This window comes from Geobacillus sp. FSL K6-0789, assembly GCF_038593135.1.
Lineage (GTDB): Bacteria > Bacillota > Bacilli > Bacillales > Anoxybacillaceae > Geobacillus > Geobacillus stearothermophilus.
In genome coordinates this window covers 1,219,257-1,234,805 of the sequence record NZ_CP151966.1, presented here as the reverse complement: position 1 = coordinate 1,234,805, position 15,549 = coordinate 1,219,257, and the positions used below count along the sequence as shown (strand labels likewise).

Genomic DNA, 15,549 nt, shown 5'->3' with positions numbered 1-15,549 from the left:
TGCGGCCGCTACGCGGCAAACAAGAGGCGGATCTCAACGAAAACGCAACGTTTGACGCCTCGCGGCCGTTTTATGCACTTGGCGCAAGAAAAGGCGTCTACATTCTCTCGGACGCCTTTTCACGTAAGAATCGGCGGTCTCAGCTGCGCTGCCAGTTTTCTATACGAAACATACATCGCAATCCGCCATGGGACGATCATTGAAAACGCGAGCAAATAAAACATGCCGCTTAACTGGCGATAGTCGATCGTTCGACCTAAATACGTTTTCAAGCCAAGACGAATGACAATCAACCCGAGCAAAATCCAAATAAAAGATTTTGAGCGTTTCAAATAAATATCGTTGCCACGGATTTCAAATTTCGACGTTTTAATGAGAAACAGCGAGAAGAACAGGCCGAGAATGACCGCCTCAATGAGCTCCCCGCGTGTGACGCGAAAGATTGGATCGATGAACATGAGCGCCCCAGTGCTCATAAACAGCGGCGGCAAAATAATTTTTTTGGCATTCGTCGGCTTTTCTGACGCCTTCATGCGCACAAAAAAGATGAAAAACGCCATTACAACGGCGATGAGCGATGTAATGAACGCCAAAGCCATCACCTTCTTCCGGCAAAATTCATGGACAACGCTATCATTATAACAAAAAACGCGGCATTTGTGGTGTACGACTGTTTCGCCTTGCGGTTTTTGAACTTGGGAAATCCAGCGCGGCCAGAAAAGATCCATGGGCAATGGTTTGCCCTCCGCTCGGGCATGAAAATCACCACTCACCAACGTGGGATTTTCACGGAAAAGAGACAATTTTAGGCTATACCTAACCAAAATTCATCTCCCACTTTCACTTCGTTTAGAAGTGGGAGACTTCTTTCGGAAAGATGTTAAAATGGACGCCATTTTTTCATCATCCTCTCTTCAACGATATTCCTCGAACAACAGCCGCTAAAAACCAGTAAACCCGCCAAACAAGCTCGTCGTATAAGCGATCAGCTTCGTCATCCAGTCAAAGTACAAAACGACGCCCATCGCCACCATGACATACCCGCCCACTTTCATGATAGGGGCGCTATGGCGGCGGATCCATTGCAGTTTGCCGATAAAAAACGAGAGAATGAAAAACGGAACGGCAAAGCCGAGCGTATACGCGAGCATATACATCATCCCCGAGCCCGGGTTCGCGGCAGCCAAAGCGATGACCGCCACCAAAATCGGCCCCATGCACGGCGTCCAGCCGGCGGCGAACGCCATGCCGATCAGCGCCGAGCCGAAATAGCCGGACGGCCGCTCACGAAACGAAATGCGCCGGTCTTTCAGCAAAAACGCCGGCTTCCACAGCCCGGCGACAACAAGGCCGAGGGCGACGATCACGACCGCGCCGATTTGCCGGATCACATCTTGATAATCGGCAAACAGCCGGCCGAGAAACGATGTCCCGAAGCCGAGGGAGATAAAAATGAGCGAGAATCCTAGCAAGAAGCAAAGCGTATGCCATAAACTGCGGCGATTGAGCATGGCGTTTTCTTCTTTCAGCTCGCTGACCGACACGCCGGTAATATAAGACAAAAACGCCGGATAAAGCGGCAGGCAGCACGGGGAAATAAACGACAAAAACCCGGCGCCGAACGCTAAAAAGAGATTGAGATCATTCACTGTTGGATCAGCCCCTGCTCTGTTTTTTACTTTTATTTTAGCAAAAATCCTCCTCCCCGTAACGTTTTTCCCGCTGTTTCTTGGTCAATTTTTCTATTTTCCATTTTTGCATTCATTGGTAAAATAATATAAAATACAGTACACGATACTTCATGAAAAGGACGGTTTATTCGTGCCAAAATGCAATCTGTTGACCTTAATCGAACAAAAGCGGATGGAACTTGTCGACACTGTAGCCAAAACGGGTTTAAACTCTGAAGCCGCAATGAAAGTAAGCAAAGAACTCGACACGCTGCTCAACGCCTATCAGCGCGAACAAGTACGACAACGAAAACAAAGCGCCTCCCGCTAAACGGGAAACGGCGCTTTTTCTTTCCGGCACGCCCCCGCCGCCTGCGCAAGCGGTCATCTCATCTCATGGCGGGCGAACAGTCCGTTCTTTGGATGTTGCGCTTGGACATCGACGAGGCCGTTTTGCAGCAAGTACATTTGGTAGTAAAGCCCTTTTTGCGCCAGCAGTTGCTGATGCGTACCGCGCTCGATGATTTCGCCGCAGTGGAGGACGAAAATTTGATCAGCGTCTTGAATCGTTGATAGACGGTGGGCGATGGCGATCGTCGTCCGCCCTTTCCGCATGCGCATGAGCGCATCTTGAATCGCTTCCTCTGTTTCGGTGTCAATATGGGCGGTCGCCTCATCGAGCACCAAAATTTTCGGATCAGCAGCGATCGTGCGAGCAAAGGAAAGAAGCTGGCGCTGACCGCTTGATAACGTCGCCCCGCGCTCGGCGAGCACATGGTCGTAACGATCGGGCAATTGCTCAATAAACGCATCGGCCTGCACGAGCCGAGCGGCCTCCTGAATGGCTTCGTCGTCCAGTTCCTGATTATACATGCGAATGTTCTCTTTGACCGTCCCGTAAAACAAAAACGGATCTTGCAAGACAAGGCCGAGGCGGCGGCGCAGCTCGGCGCGCGAGTAATCGCGGATCGACCGGCCGTCAAGCAAAATATCGCCGCGGTCAAACTCATAAAAGCGCATGAGCAAGTTGATGATCGAACTTTTGCCGCTGCCGGTATGGCCGACAAACGCGACCGTCTGACCTGGACGGATGACAAACGACAGCCGTTTCAGCACATCTCGTTTGCCGTCGTAGGAAAAGCTGACATCCCGAAATTCGATTTCCCCGCGCTCGATCACATGCGGCGACCGATTTGGATTGGCCGGCGCCTCTTCTTGATGATCAAGAAGGGCAAACACGCGAGAGGCGGAAACGATCGCCTGCTGGTAAAGAGACAGGCGCGCCATCATTTGCGTCACCGGTTCGAAAAAGCGCTCCAAATAGTTGACAAACGCATACAGCACGCCGATCTCAACTGGGCCATCAAGCGCCGTGATGCCAAAAAAGCTGAGCACGACCATGATCGACAACATATACACCACATCGATCGCCGGTCGAAGCAGCAGTCCATCAAGGTGGATGTTTTTCATCCCCGTCTTATAATGCGCTTCATTGACGGCGGCAAATTCTTGATATAAACGGCGCTGCTGGCGGAACGCTTGAATGACGGCCATTCCTTGCAGCGATTCGTTCAATTTGGCGTTCAGTTCGCTCAGCCGTTCGCGCATCTCTTGATAAAACACTGAGCTGTAGCGGCGGTATGTGTGCATGATGAACGCGATCGCCGGGAGGATGAACAGGCAAAACAACGCAAGCTTAGCATCAAGCGAAAACATAGCGACAAACACGCCGATGACAAACAAGCCGTTTTGCACAAAGGCCGCTAGGACGCTGATGAACATGTCCTTGATCGCTTCTGTATCGTTCGTCACCCGCGAAACGATGCTTCCGCCCGGCGTCCGGTCAAAATAGCTCATCCCGAGCCGGTGCACTTTCGCAAACACATCCATCCGCAGCGCTTGAATGACATACAAAGCGAGCCGCTGAAACTCGACAAGCTGGAAGTAGGAAATGATCGTTTTCAAGACGAGCACGCCGAGATAGGCGGCGGCCAGCGCCGCCACCGGTCCAAAAGCGAGGCGGCCCGGCACCAAATAGTCATCAATGAACACTTTCACCAAATACGGGCCGGAAAGCTCCCCGGCCGTTGCCAACAGAAGAAGCGCAAACGCAAGCGCCGTTTCTTTTTTGTATCTTCCCATATAAGCGAGCAGCCGCCATAAGACGCGCCGCTGCTCTTTTGTTGTCAACCATCGGTCGTTCATCCACTTCCCCCTATCTTACAAACAACTTGTATTTTCAGGCTTTTCGCTCCGCTCGTTTTTGGCGAGAGCTCGAACGTTCAGACCTGTTGTTACTCCGCAAGCGCCTCAAGCTGCTGGCGTCGATGCATGTCACGATACCAGCCGTCTTCTGCCATCAGCTGCTCGTGCGTTCCGGCCTGCACAATTCGCCCCCCGTCAAAGACGAGAATCCAATCGGCATGCTCAACCGCGCTTAAACGATGAGCGGCGATGATCGTCGTTTTTCCGCGCCGCTCCTGTTTGAGCGCCGCTAAAATCCGCGCCTCGGTCTTCGCATCCACGGCCGACAACGCGTCATCAAAAATGAGCACTTCCGGGTCAATGAGAAGCGCCCGGGCGATGGACAGCCGCTGTTTTTGCCCACCGGATAGGGAAATGCCGCGCTCTCCGATGACCGTCTCATACCCGTCGGGAAACTGCAAAATGTCATCATGAATGTCGGCCAGCCGCGCCGCCCGTACGACCTCGTCCTCTCCGGCTTCCGGCTTGGCAAAGGCGATGTTGTCGCGGATGGAGGCAGAAAACAAGAAATGGTCTTGCGGCACGTAGCCGATCGCCGAACGGAGCGCGAAAAGCGTATAATCGCGGATGTCGCGGCCGCCGAAGCGAATCTCGCCGTCATAGCCGTCAAACTCGCGCAGCAGCAGGCGAAGCAACGTCGTTTTTCCCGCCCCCGTTTTGCCGACGACGCCAAGCGTCGCCCCACGCTTGAGCTGAAAACGAATGCCCCGAAGCGCCGGCTTCGCCTCCCCCGGATAGGCAAATTGACGAACATCATACTCAATGTCGCCTTGCGGAGAGATGTGAAGGGCATCCGGACGTTCGTTGATTTCATCTTGTTCAGCCAACAGCGCCCGCACCCGGTCGTACGAAGCACGCCCTCGCTCAACAATGTTAAACATCCAGCCGAACGCCAACATCGGCCAAATAAGCAGGCCAAGGTAGGTCGTAAACGACACAAGCTCGCCGATCGTCAATTCGCCCGCCAAAACCATTTGGCTGCCAAACACCACAGCGAGAAAAAATGACAGCCCAACAAGCAGCCCGATCGTCGGATCAAACAAGGCGTCAATTTTGGCGACGGCAACGTTTTTCGCCACGACGTCTTCCGATTGACGGCGAAACGCCTCGACATCGTGTTCCTCATAGCCGAACGCCTTGATGACGCGGATGCCGTTGACGCTTTCCTGCACCTTGTCGTTCAGCGACGAAAACGCCGCTTGCGCCGTTAAAAAACGACGATGGAGCATCGTCCCATAGCGGCTCGTCGCCGCCGCCATCACGGGCATCGGCAATAGGCTGATGAGCGTCAGCTTCCAGCTGATCGAAAACGCCATCGTTGCCAACACAACCCCGCCAAGCGTCACCGAGTCAACAAGCGTCAAAATGCCGCTTCCGGCCGTCTGCTGAATCGCTTGCAAATCGTTGGTTGCATGAGCCATTAAATCGCCGATCCGCTTCCGCTGGTAAAACGACGGCGACATGTTCGTAAAATGCTGATACAGCTCGTTGCGCAGCTGGCGGGCAAGCTTGACCGCCGAACCGAAAATGAAAATGCGCCAAGCGTAGCGGAGCCCGTAAAGCGCCGCCGCAACGGCGGCGAGGACGGCGATCCAGCGGATGAGCACTTCTTTTGTCATCGTGCCGTTTTTCATATGATCGACCAACAAGCCGATCACTTTCGGCGGGACTGTCTCCAAAAACGCCACGATGACAAGCACGAAAATACCGGTGATATACGCCTTCTTTTCTTGGCGGAAAAACCAAAACAAATCGCGAAACACGCGCATAAGGCCCGCCCTCCTTTCATTTGGCTGACGAACAATCGCCATATTATTGTAACAAAACTAGAAAAATTTTGAAAGAACATTTTGGCAAAATAAAAAGACACTCTCGATCGAGTGTCCGTTTCGCTTATTTCAGTTGATTGTTCATCATTTTCATCATCTGGTTGATTTTCTTCTGCGACGGAGTCATGCCCATTTGCATCATCATCATGCGAATCATTTGTTCATTGATCGGCGGGTTTTTCTTCAAATAATTGATCATCGTTTTGCGGGCGACGAAAAATCCGATCGCCACCCCGGCGATGAGCGCCAGCACGCCAACGAGAATCGTACCCCACATAACAGCGATTTTCCTCCTTCTTGTTGTCTCCCTAACAGTGTACTAAACGATGCGTCATTAGACAATATTTCGCGACAAAAATCTTTTCATTACGCAAATTTTCTTCCTTGCCGAGGCGCAGACAGCCAGTAGTAATCGACAAAATCGGCGTCGACCGCCAAAAACGTCGGCGAAAGCCGAGCGAGCGCCCGCCCGATGTCCGCGGCAAGCGGCGCGCTGTCAGCGACAAGAAGCAAGCGGCGCTTTTGCACGACAAGCAACGCTTCCTTGCCGGCGTCGTTTTGCAAAACAAACATATTACGTTCCAAATTTTTGTCGACGCGGCCGGCAAAATATTGCTTTAAGCCAAGTTCCAGGCGCGAAAATGACAGCCGTTCGGTGATAAATTCGACTTGCTTGCGGCAAATCGCCTTCAGCGGCGCTTTCGCGTATTGATGCTCACGAAGCAGTTCGACAATTTTTTCTGCCCGATGGCGGTAATGCGACGCCACATCGTCATTCAACAAATAAATCCAATAGCGGACCATGCCCCATCCCCCATTTCTGTTCATCTATTTTCTATTATAGAAAATGAGAGAGGAAAAATATGTCTATTAACGGCGAGTTTTTTCACTAACATTGTCGATTTTTGTTTGCGATGGCCATGCGGCCGCAAACACGCCAACAAACAAGCCTTTGTCCTCGATTCAACCCCGAAAATACTTGACCAAAGCGCAGCCATCTTTCACAAAAATAAGCTGCCCCTGCAACAACGCAAGGGCAGCTTTTCCGGTTACTTGCCGAGCAGCGCTTTTGTGCGGCGGACGACGTTGTCAACCGTAAAGCCATACTCGGCCATGATTTTCTCTCCTGGAGCGGAAGCACCGAATCGGTCGATGGCCAAAATGTCGCCCTCGGCGCCGACGTAGCGCTCCCAACCGAGCGACGCGCCCATTTCAATGGCGAGCCGCTTCGTCACGGCCGGCGGAAGCACTTCATCGCGGTACGATTTTGGCTGAGCTTCGAAGCGGTCCCACGATGGCATGCTGATGACGGAGACATGGATGCCCTCAGCGGCAAGCGCTTCTTGCGCTTTGACGGCCAGACCGACTTCCGAGCCAGTCGCCAACAACAGCGCCTCCGGAGCGCCGTTTTTCGCCGGTGAAACGACGTACGCACCTTTTTTCACGCCTTCATACGCCAACTCAGCTGTTGCCGCCAACGTCGGCACATCTTGACGCGTCAAGACGAGTGCAGTCGGCTTGTCCGTCGATTCGAGCGCCAGCCGCCATGCTGCCGCCGTTTCGTTTGCGTCAGCCGGACGGATGACCGACAAGTTCGGCATCGCCCGAAGCGAAGCGAGATGTTCGATCGGCTCGTGCGTCGGGCCGTCTTCGCCGACGGCGATGCTGTCGTGCGTCAAGACGTAGATGACCGGCAAGCCCATCAGCGCCGCCAAGCGGATCGCCGGGCGCAAATAGTCAGAGAACACGAAGAACGTGCCGCCGAACACTTTCAACCCGCCGTGAAGCGCCATGCCGTTCAGCGCCGCCCCCATGGCAAACTCGCGCACGCCAAACCAAATGTTGCGCCCTTCGTAGCTGTCCGGCAAGAAGTTGCCGCCGCCTTTGATGAGCGTTTTATTCGAGCTTGCCAAGTCCGCCGAACCGCCAAACAATTGCGGCACCGCTTTGGCGATGGCGTTGATCACTTCCCCGGACGATGAGCGGGTCGCCAGGCTTTTGCCCGCTTCATACACCGGCAGCGCCGCCTCCCAGCCATCCGGAAGCTTCCCTTCAATCGCCCGCTTCAGCTCGGCGGCCAGCTCCGGATGCGCCCGTTCGTACGCGGCGAACTGTTCGTTCCATTCCGCTTCTTTTTTCGCACCGGCCTCTTGCACCGTTTCTCGGAAATGGGCATATACTTCTTCCGGTACATAAAAATCTTCAGCAAACGTCCAGCGGTACGCTTCCTTCGTCAGCTTCGCCTCTTGGGCGCCGAGCGGAGCGCCGTGGACGCCGGACGTGCCCGCTTTATTTGGCGAGCCGTAGCCAATCGTCGTTTTTACTTCAATGAGCGTCGGCCGGTCAAGGTCCGCCCGCGCCTCCTCGAGCGCTTTGGAGATTTCTTCAATATTGTTGCCGTCCTCAACGCGCAAATATTGCCAGCCGTACGCTTGGAAACGTTGGGCGACGTTTTCCGAGAACGACAGGTTGAGCTCCCCGTCCAGCGAAATGTCGTTCGAGTCATACAGGACGATCAGACGGCCGAGCTTCAAGTGGCCGGCGAGTGACGCCGCTTCGCTCGCCACTCCTTCCATCAAATCGCCGTCGCCGCAAATGGCGTACGTATAATGATTGATAATCTCAAACCCGTCGCGGTTGTATGTAGCAGCCAAATGCCGTTCCGCCATGGCCATGCCGACCGCCATCGCAATCCCTTGGCCGAGTGGGCCGGTCGTCGCTTCCACGCCCGGCGTATGGCCGTATTCCGGATGGCCCGGCGTTTTGCTTCCCCATTGGCGGAACTGCTTCAAGTCATCCATCGTGACATCGTAGCCGCTTAAATGCAATAAGCTGTAAAGCAGCATCGACCCGTGCCCGGCTGACAAGACAAACCGGTCGCGGTTGAACCAGTTTGGATTCGCCGGGTTATGATTCATAAATTTTGTCCAAAGCGTGTACGCCATCGGCGCCGCGCCCATCGGCATGCCCGGGTGCCCGGATTTCGCTTTTTCGATCGCGTCAATCGACAGCGTTCGAATCGTCGTAATCGCCAACTCCTCGATTGAATGCGCCATCGTCTTCCTCCCTTTCATTAACATGGTGTCATTTACTATCATATAGAAAATCGATCGGCTTGTACAACGTTATTTTCCGGTCCACCCCTCTTTCGACCGTTTAATGGAAGCGCCGCCGCTGGCTTTCCTTTAATTTTTTCGGCGTCACGTCGTTGCCGTTCGGGTCAATGACGGTCACTGTATGGAGCATATCGGTCATCGCCTTGCGGAACGCTTGAATGTACTCACGGCGCAGCTTCGCTTGCTCGAGGGCCTCTTCGGCCGACAAGCAGGCCGTTTTCGCTTTTTTCGCCAGTTCATTGATGCGGGCTAATTTATGTTTGGCAAGCATTGATCATCTTCTCCTATCTGCCATATTCTCACTCTGTTTTATCTTATCTGATCAACCGGGAAGATGGCAAGGATGGCATCTTGGCTTCCTTTGCCCGCTCGCCGCTTTAGGGTCAGGCGCAGTACACGATCAACGCCGCCTTTGTTGCTCGTCCATATATTCCTGGTAACGCCGATGGACGGTCGCCTTGGACGCCTCGTAGCCGAAGCTTCGCATCGTCGCGGCGATATCGGCAAACGTCAGTCCACGCTCGCGCAAGCGGACGATCTCCTCAACCGGCAGATCGATTCGATCGCGCCCGGCGTTTTCGCCCCGGCGCCTTAGGTTCCGCTCCGGTCGGTATCCGCTGGCGATGGCTCGCTGCATGCCACGCTTAATTTTGGCGTTATGTATTTTTCTTTGGTACTCCTCGACAATCGCGATGATGGATAACACCATCTCATCGGCCTCCGACAGCGGCATCTCCCCGCGGTGGCTGGCGCTGTATATTTTCACCCCTTGCTTTTTCAAGCAATGCAGCACCGCCATGCGCGCATGGCCGCGCCCAAGCCGCGTTTCATCTTGAATGAGCAGCACATCGACCTCGCCTTCCTCGCAAAGCGAAAGCAGCTCCAACACGCCGTCGCGGTCGGCTTCATAACCGCTCGCCTGCTCGGCGATCACTTTCACGACTTCAAATCCACACTCGGCCGCCAGCTGCTCGAGCTCATCTCGTTGCCTCGCGAGTGACGTTTCCTGTTCCGCTTTGTCCGTGCTGACTCGGCAGTAAATGACCGCCCTCATGGCCACTCCCTTCTTTCCATCACTGATTGACGGCCACCGAGCCGCCCTGCTTTGATTTTAACACAGGAATGACAATTTGTTCACCGGTGGCAAGACGCGGGCTCGGCAAATGGTTGACATCGACGACCCAGCGGATGAACTCATCAGGCGGCATATGGTGTTCCTGTTCGTACTGTTTTGCCAGCCCCCAAAGCGTATCGCCGGGAGCGACCGTGATCGTCACGTATTCTTTTTTATCGACCGGGCTGCTGGCGTAAACGAACCCTGCCAACACGAGCGAAAACAAAAATGAAAACAAAACATAGTGCAGCAACGTTTTCTCCATTCTCCCCACCCTTTCTAGAATGTTTGTTCGCTTTCCTTCATTATAGTCAAGAACATTTGTTTGTGTCAATAAAAAACTCGAACCTATGTTTGTTTTTTCGTCTTCCGCATGGTATAATGAAGGCAAATGATGTGGCGAAAGGTGTGAAACAATGACGAAACTGTCAAAACGACAACAGCAAATTTTAGAGTTTATTAAACAGGAAGTAAAAACAAAAGGCTATCCTCCGTCGGTGCGGGAAATTGGGGAAGCGGTTGGACTGGCGTCAAGTTCGACGGTCCACGGGCATCTCGCGCGCCTAGAAAGCAAAGGGTACATCCGCCGCGACCCGACAAAGCCGCGCGCCATTGAAATTTTGGACAACGATATGGCCAAGGAGAGAGAAAAAGAGGAGATCATCTCGGTGCCGATCATCGGCAAGGTGACGGCCGGTCAACCGATTACAGCGGTGGAAAACATCGAAGGCTACTTTCCGCTGCCGAAGCGGCTCGCCGCTGGCGAGGAGCAGTTGTTTATGCTTGAAGTGATGGGCGACAGCATGATCGAAGCCGGCATTCTCGACGGCGACTACGTCATCGTCCGCCAGCAGTCATCGGCCAACAACGGCGACATCGTCGTCGCCATGACGGAAGACAACGAGGCGACGGTGAAGCGGTTTTTCAAGGAAAAAGACCACATCCGCCTGCAGCCGGAAAACGCCCATCTTGAGCCGATCATCGTCCGCGACTGCACGATTCTCGGCAAAGTGATCGGCGTCTATCGCCTGTTCGACTGACTCGTGCCGGCCTGCGCCCATAAAAAAGCTGCCCTGAAAAAAACGGGGCAGCTTTTTTATGAATCAGTAGAGTTCCATATATTGGTCCAATTCCCATTGATGAACCGTTGTCCGATACATATCCCACTCAATTTCTTTCGCTTCGACGAAATGCTCGAATAAATGTTTGCCGAGCGCGTGAATCATCACTTCATCGGACTTCAAGTTTTCCAACGCTTCATGCAGCGTGGCCGGCAAATCGACAATGCCTTCTTCAAGCCGCTCTTCTTTCGTCATGACGTAAATGTTTCGGTCAACCGGCGCCGGAGGAGTGAGCTTGTTGCGAATGCCGTCAAGCCCGGCCGCCAACAGCACGGCCATCGCCAAGTACGGGTTCGCCGCCGGATCGACGCTGCGCACTTCAATGCGCGTGCTCATGCCGCGCGAAGCCGGAATGCGGATGAGCGGGCTGCGGTTGCGCGCCGACCAGGCGACATAACATGGCGCCTCGTACCCCGGAACAAGCCGCTTGTACGAGTTGACCGTCGGGTTGGTGACAGCTGTAAAGTTCGGCGCATGCTTCAACACGCCGGCAATAAACTGCCGGGCCGTATCGCTCAACTGCAAATCGCCGTTCGGATCAAAAAAGGCGTTTTCGTTGTTGCGAAACAGCGACAAGTTGCAGTGCATTCCCGAACCGTTAATCCCAAAAATCGGCTTCGGCATAAACGTCGCATGCAGCCCATGTTTGCGGGCGATCGTTTTGACAACGAGTTTAAACGTTTGAATGTCGTCGCACGCTTTTACGGCATCAGCGTATTTGAAATCGATCTCATGCTGGCCCGGGGCAACTTCATGGTGCGACGCTTCAATTTCAAAGCCCATCTCCTCAAGCTCAAGCACGATATCGCGCCGGCAGTTTTCCCCAAGATCGGTCGGCGCCAAGTCGAAGTAGCCGCCGCGGTCGTTCAGTTCCATCGTCGGACGGCCATTTTCATCGAGCTTAAAGAGGAAAAACTCCGGTTCCGCTCCCAAGTTGAACGCCGTAAAGCCGAGCGCTTCCATCTCTTTCAACACGCGCTTTAAATTGTAGCGCGGGCAGCCTTCAAACGGCGTGCCGTCCGCATTGTAAATGTCGCAAATAAAGCGGGCGACTTTTCCTTTTTCCGATGTCCACGGGAAGATGACAAACGTGTCCAAATCCGGATACAAATACATGTCCGATTCTTCGATGCGGACAAACCCCTCGATCGAAGACCCGTCAAACATCATTTTATTATTGAGCGCTTTCTCAAGTTGGCTGATCGGGATTTCGACGTTTTTGATCGTCCCCAAAATATCGGTGAATTGCAGGCGGATGTACTTGACATTTTCCTCTTTGACGATGTGTAAAATGTCGTCACGCGTATATTTTGCCATGTCCAAACTCCTCCCCGGCTCGGAAATCATGTTCCGTCATTAATGAAAGAAGCGAGCGAGATCTCCTTGGCGAAGCGACGCGCGCTGGAACCGCCCGGCCTGCAGCAATTCATTCCGCAAAATTTCGCGCAGTTCTTCGTCCGACAGCTTCGGTTTTCCTACTTTTTCGACTTTCTCCGCCTGCTGGTGGCGTCCTTCCTCCCGCGCGGCAAAAATTTGTTTAATGCCCGCCAAGTTGACGCCTTGGTCGATCAAATCTTTAATTTCCAGCAAGCGGTCAATGTCATTGAGCGAAAACAGCCTCCGGTTGCCTTCAGTGCGCGCTGGCGAAACGAGACCGTGCTCTTCATAATAGCGGATTTGCCGAGCCGACAAGTCGGTCAGCTGCATCACAATCCCAATCGGAAACAATGGCATGGAACGACGAATATGACTGCTCATGCCAATTCCTCCTCGCTTTTGATACCTTCATTTTACCATAATGTCAAGAAAACAGTCAATGATGCGTCATATTTTCTCACAAACAAATGAGCTGTTGCTCAAGCAGACGGTGGACGGCTGAACAAATGGCGATTTTGACGTGTGAATACGTCAGCCCGCCTTGCACGTAGGCGACATATGGGGGCCGCAGCGGCCCGTCTGCCGTCAGCTCGATGCTCGCGCCCTGCACGAACGTGCCGGCGGCCATGATCACTTTGTCTTCATAGCCGGGCATGTCGCTCGGATACGGAGTGAAATGAGCGTTGACCGGGGAGGAAGCCTGAATCGCTTGGCAAAACGCCACCATTTGTTCCGGATCGTCAAAACGGACGGACTGAACCAAATCCGTGCGCTTCGCCTTCCACGATGGCGAGGTTTTTAGTCCGATCCGCTCGAGCATCGCCGCCGTAAAAACCGCCCCCTTGAGCGCCTGACCCACGGTGTGCGGCGCAAGGAAAAAGCCTTGATACATATCCGGCAAGCTGTAAAGCGACGGACCGACTTCCGCTCCAATGCCCGGCGAGGTCATCCGATAGGCGCACGCCTCCACATATTCCCGCTTGCCGACAATGTAGCCGCCCGTTTTCGCCAAGCCCCCTCCCGGGTTTTTAATGAGCGAGCCGGCCATCAAATCGGCGCCGACATGGCATGGCTCTTTCTCCTCGACGAATTCTCCGTAGCAATTGTCGACAAACACGACGACATCCGGTTTGATCGACTTGACGAATGCAATCATGTCGCCGATCTCTTCGACAGTAAACGACGGCCGGTCCTCATAGCCGCGCGAACGTTGAATGCCGATCATTTTCGTCCGCTCATGGATCGCTTCGCGAACGGCCGGAAAATCGACCATCCCTTCCGCTGTGAGCGGCACACTGCGATAACGAATGCCAAACTCTTTCAGCGAGCCGACGCCGCGGCCGCGGACGCCGACGATTTCCTCAAGCGTATCGTACGGAGCGCCCGTGATGTAAAGCAATTCATCGCCCGGGCGCAACACGCCAAACAGCGCGATCGCAATCGCGTGCGTGCCGGAAATGATTTGCGGGCGCACAAGCCCCTCTTCCGCTCCAAACACATCAGCGAAAATGCGATCGAGCGTATCGCGGCCCGCATCGTCATATCCATAACCGGTTGACGGAATGAAGTGGGCGTCGCTCACTTGATGGCGACGGAAGCTCTCAAGCACGCGGTATTGGTTGACGTCGACCAGTTCATCGATGCGGCGGTGAATCGGCGCGATTTGTGCTTCGATTTCCTCGATGAGAAGAGCGATGGTTTCTCCGTGTCTCCATTGTGTCCAAAACATAGATGAACCCTTTCTACCGTTGGAATGATTGCAGCTCCCCATACAAGGGGTGCGTCGGCAGCACGTACCCTTGGCAGTCGTACGTGCCTCCCTGTTCATTATAATGCCATTCGTGCAAAATGGTGTCCGATTTTAACCGAGCGAGCAATTTTCCTTCACCGCTTGGGATCGACACGTCGTAACGGGCCATTTGCTGTTTCACCGCCTCTTCAAGAAAATAGTGGAGCCGGTCAATGTCGGCGGCGGAAAGCGCGCTGATCATGATGGAAGCAGTCGTTGTCGGAATGAATTCCGACGCTTTTTGATCGCTTTTATTGTACACCGTGACCATCGGAATGGAAGAAGCCCCTAATTCAGCGAGCAGCCGCGACACCGTTCGCTCGTGCGCAACGTAATCCGGATGAGACGAATCGACGACGTGAAGCAATAGATCGGCTTCCGTCACTTCCTCGAGCGTCGAGCGGAACGCGGCGACAAGTGTCGTCGGCAAGTCTTGAATGAACCCGACCGTATCGGTGACAAGCACCGTGTAGCCGCATGGCAAGACACATTTGCGCGTCAACGGATCGAGCGTGGCAAACAACAAGTTTTCTTCCAACGAATCGGCGGCGGTCAGCCGATTGAAAATCGTTGATTTGCCGGCGTTTGTATAGCCGACGAGCGCCACTTGAAACGCTTGGTTTTTTTGCCGGCGCTCGCGGTAGCGCCCACGGTGCTTGGCGACGCGCCGCAGTTCCGCCTTAATGTCATCAATGCGGCGGCGAATATGGCGGCGGTCGGTCTCGAGCTTCGTCTCCCCCGGGCCGCGCGTGCCAATGCCGCCGCCCAAGCGAGACAGCATCTCCCCTTGGCCGCTAAGGCGCGGCAGCATATATTCGAGCTGGGCGAGCTCGACTTGCAGCTTTCCTTCTTTTGAGCGGGCGCGCTGGGCAAAAATGTCTAAAATCAGCTGCGTCCGGTCAATCACTTTCACCTCGCCAAGCAGGTTTGTCAAATTGCGCGCCTGGCTTGGGGAAAGCTCGCTGTTGAAAACGACAAGATCCGGTTCGAGCTCCTTGACAAGGGCGGCGAGCTCTTCCGTTTTCCCTTTGCCGATATACGTCGCCGGGTGCGGCGCTTCACGTTTTTGCGTCACCTCTGCCACAACCTCGCCGTTCGCCGTCGCAACGAGCGAAGCGAGCTCCTCCATCGAATAGCGAAACCGTTCATCATCGACACCAGCGAGCTGGCAGCCGACAAGGATCGCTTGTTCACGGCTCATGGCATCCCCCTTCCTTTCCCTCGCGGCGAACATGTTCTCTACGTTCATGATACCAAATCCCACCGTC

16 protein-coding genes are annotated in these 15,549 nt (G+C 54.1%); 2 read left to right on the top strand and 14 right to left on the bottom strand.

All coding sequences use genetic code 11. From position 1 onward, the window contains the following. Nucleotides 1-119: 119 nt before the first annotated feature. Complete coding sequence (locus NSQ51_RS06455) at nucleotides 120-593, bottom strand: cytochrome c biogenesis protein CcdC (protein ID WP_033015158.1); 474 nt, start codon at nucleotides 591-593, stop codon at nucleotides 120-122. Between the two features lie 348 nt (nucleotides 594-941). Further along, the gene (locus tag NSQ51_RS06450; protein ID WP_033017306.1) at nucleotides 942-1,649 is read right to left on the bottom strand and encodes a cytochrome c biogenesis protein CcdA; all 708 of its coding nucleotides are present in this window, start codon (nucleotides 1,647-1,649) and stop codon (nucleotides 942-944) included. A 172-nt stretch (nucleotides 1,650-1,821) separates the two neighbouring features. Between NSQ51_RS06450 and NSQ51_RS06445 the strand changes: the two genes are divergently transcribed. Continuing rightward, entirely contained in the window at nucleotides 1,822-2,001 is a 180-nt protein-coding gene (locus NSQ51_RS06445; protein WP_033017305.1) for an aspartyl-phosphate phosphatase Spo0E family protein, read from the top strand. A 53-nt stretch (nucleotides 2,002-2,054) separates the two neighbouring features. Here NSQ51_RS06445 and NSQ51_RS06440 read toward each other — a convergent pair whose 3' ends face one another. From NSQ51_RS06440 to yneA, 8 genes are all read right to left on the bottom strand, one after another. Beyond that, on the bottom strand, nucleotides 2,055-3,875 hold the full coding sequence (locus NSQ51_RS06440; RefSeq protein WP_050488676.1) for an ABC transporter ATP-binding protein: 1,821 nt from the start codon (nucleotides 3,873-3,875) through the stop codon (nucleotides 2,055-2,057). A gap of 89 nt (nucleotides 3,876-3,964) precedes the next feature. Next, nucleotides 3,965-5,704 carry an ABC transporter transmembrane domain-containing protein gene (locus NSQ51_RS06435; protein ID WP_033017303.1) on the bottom strand — a complete coding sequence of 580 codons (1,740 nt, stop codon included), beginning with the start codon at nucleotides 5,702-5,704 and terminating at the stop codon, nucleotides 3,965-3,967. A 124-nt stretch (nucleotides 5,705-5,828) separates the two neighbouring features. Further along, nucleotides 5,829-6,041 carry a YneF family protein gene (locus NSQ51_RS06430; protein ID WP_011230833.1) on the bottom strand — a complete coding sequence of 71 codons (213 nt, stop codon included), beginning with the start codon at nucleotides 6,039-6,041 and terminating at the stop codon, nucleotides 5,829-5,831. A gap of 89 nt (nucleotides 6,042-6,130) precedes the next feature. Then, nucleotides 6,131-6,568: a sporulation inhibitor of replication protein SirA gene (gene sirA / locus NSQ51_RS06425; RefSeq protein ID WP_033017302.1), complete on the bottom strand. Its 438-nt coding sequence runs from the start codon at nucleotides 6,566-6,568 to the stop codon at nucleotides 6,131-6,133. A 245-nt stretch (nucleotides 6,569-6,813) separates the two neighbouring features. Then, nucleotides 6,814-8,820 carry a transketolase gene (tkt, locus tag NSQ51_RS06420; protein ID WP_033017301.1) on the bottom strand — a complete coding sequence of 669 codons (2,007 nt, stop codon included), beginning with the start codon at nucleotides 8,818-8,820 and terminating at the stop codon, nucleotides 6,814-6,816. Between the two features lie 100 nt (nucleotides 8,821-8,920). After that, a complete protein-coding gene (locus NSQ51_RS06415; protein WP_033017300.1) occupies nucleotides 8,921-9,151 on the bottom strand; it encodes a DUF896 domain-containing protein in 231 nt (76 codons plus the stop codon). 129 nt (nucleotides 9,152-9,280) lie between these two features. After that, nucleotides 9,281-9,934 carry a recombinase family protein gene (locus NSQ51_RS06410; protein WP_013145683.1) on the bottom strand — a complete coding sequence of 218 codons (654 nt, stop codon included), beginning with the start codon at nucleotides 9,932-9,934 and terminating at the stop codon, nucleotides 9,281-9,283. Between the two features lie 19 nt (nucleotides 9,935-9,953). Beyond that, on the bottom strand, nucleotides 9,954-10,259 hold the full coding sequence (gene yneA, locus NSQ51_RS06405) for a cell division suppressor protein YneA (RefSeq protein ID WP_033017298.1): 306 nt from the start codon (nucleotides 10,257-10,259) through the stop codon (nucleotides 9,954-9,956). A 151-nt stretch (nucleotides 10,260-10,410) separates the two neighbouring features. On the opposite strand from yneA, the gene lexA reads away from it, so the two are divergent. Next, nucleotides 10,411-11,034: a transcriptional repressor LexA gene (lexA, locus tag NSQ51_RS06400; RefSeq protein ID WP_011230827.1), complete on the top strand. Its 624-nt coding sequence runs from the start codon at nucleotides 10,411-10,413 to the stop codon at nucleotides 11,032-11,034. Between the two features lie 63 nt (nucleotides 11,035-11,097). On the opposite strand, the gene glnA is transcribed toward lexA, so the two are convergent. From glnA to hflX, 4 genes are all read right to left on the bottom strand, one after another. Then, on the bottom strand, nucleotides 11,098-12,432 hold the full coding sequence (glnA, locus tag NSQ51_RS06395) for a type I glutamate--ammonia ligase (RefSeq protein ID WP_033017297.1): 1,335 nt from the start codon (nucleotides 12,430-12,432) through the stop codon (nucleotides 11,098-11,100). 39 nt (nucleotides 12,433-12,471) lie between these two features. Beyond that, nucleotides 12,472-12,873: a MerR family transcriptional regulator gene (locus tag NSQ51_RS06390; RefSeq protein ID WP_033017296.1), complete on the bottom strand. Its 402-nt coding sequence runs from the start codon at nucleotides 12,871-12,873 to the stop codon at nucleotides 12,472-12,474. A gap of 76 nt (nucleotides 12,874-12,949) precedes the next feature. After that, complete coding sequence (locus NSQ51_RS06385) at nucleotides 12,950-14,221, bottom strand: methionine gamma-lyase family protein (protein ID WP_121649974.1); 1,272 nt, start codon at nucleotides 14,219-14,221, stop codon at nucleotides 12,950-12,952. A 13-nt stretch (nucleotides 14,222-14,234) separates the two neighbouring features. Continuing rightward, nucleotides 14,235-15,482: a GTPase HflX gene (gene hflX / locus NSQ51_RS06380; RefSeq protein ID WP_033017294.1), complete on the bottom strand. Its 1,248-nt coding sequence runs from the start codon at nucleotides 15,480-15,482 to the stop codon at nucleotides 14,235-14,237. Nucleotides 15,483-15,549: the final 67 nt, after the last annotated feature.

Coding starts and splice junctions, on each gene's coding strand:
- NSQ51_RS06440 (WP_050488676.1), bottom strand. CDS start 3,875: ATGAACGACCGATGGTTGACAACAAAAGAGCAGCGGCGCGTCTTATGG.
- NSQ51_RS06435 (WP_033017303.1), bottom strand. CDS start 5,704: ATGCGCGTGTTTCGCGATTTGTTTTGGTTTTTCCGCCAAGAAAAGAAG.
- NSQ51_RS06430 (WP_011230833.1), bottom strand. CDS start 6,041: ATGTGGGGTACGATTCTCGTTGGCGTGCTGGCGCTCATCGCCGGGGTG.
- sirA (WP_033017302.1), bottom strand. CDS start 6,568: ATGGTCCGCTATTGGATTTATTTGTTGAATGACGATGTGGCGTCGCAT.
- tkt (WP_033017301.1), bottom strand. CDS start 8,820: ATGGCGCATTCAATCGAGGAGTTGGCGATTACGACGATTCGAACGCTG.
- NSQ51_RS06415 (WP_033017300.1), bottom strand. CDS start 9,151: ATGCTTGCCAAACATAAATTAGCCCGCATCAATGAACTGGCGAAAAAA.
- NSQ51_RS06410 (WP_013145683.1), bottom strand. CDS start 9,934: ATGAGGGCGGTCATTTACTGCCGAGTCAGCACGGACAAAGCGGAACAG.
- yneA (WP_033017298.1), bottom strand. CDS start 10,259: ATGGAGAAAACGTTGCTGCACTATGTTTTGTTTTCATTTTTGTTTTCG.
- lexA (WP_011230827.1), top strand. CDS start 10,411: ATGACGAAACTGTCAAAACGACAACAGCAAATTTTAGAGTTTATTAAA.
- glnA (WP_033017297.1), bottom strand. CDS start 12,432: ATGGCAAAATATACGCGTGACGACATTTTACACATCGTCAAAGAGGAA.
- NSQ51_RS06390 (WP_033017296.1), bottom strand. CDS start 12,873: ATGAGCAGTCATATTCGTCGTTCCATGCCATTGTTTCCGATTGGGATT.
- NSQ51_RS06385 (WP_121649974.1), bottom strand. CDS start 14,221: ATGTTTTGGACACAATGGAGACACGGAGAAACCATCGCTCTTCTCATC.
- hflX (WP_033017294.1), bottom strand. CDS start 15,482: ATGAGCCGTGAACAAGCGATCCTTGTCGGCTGCCAGCTCGCTGGTGTC.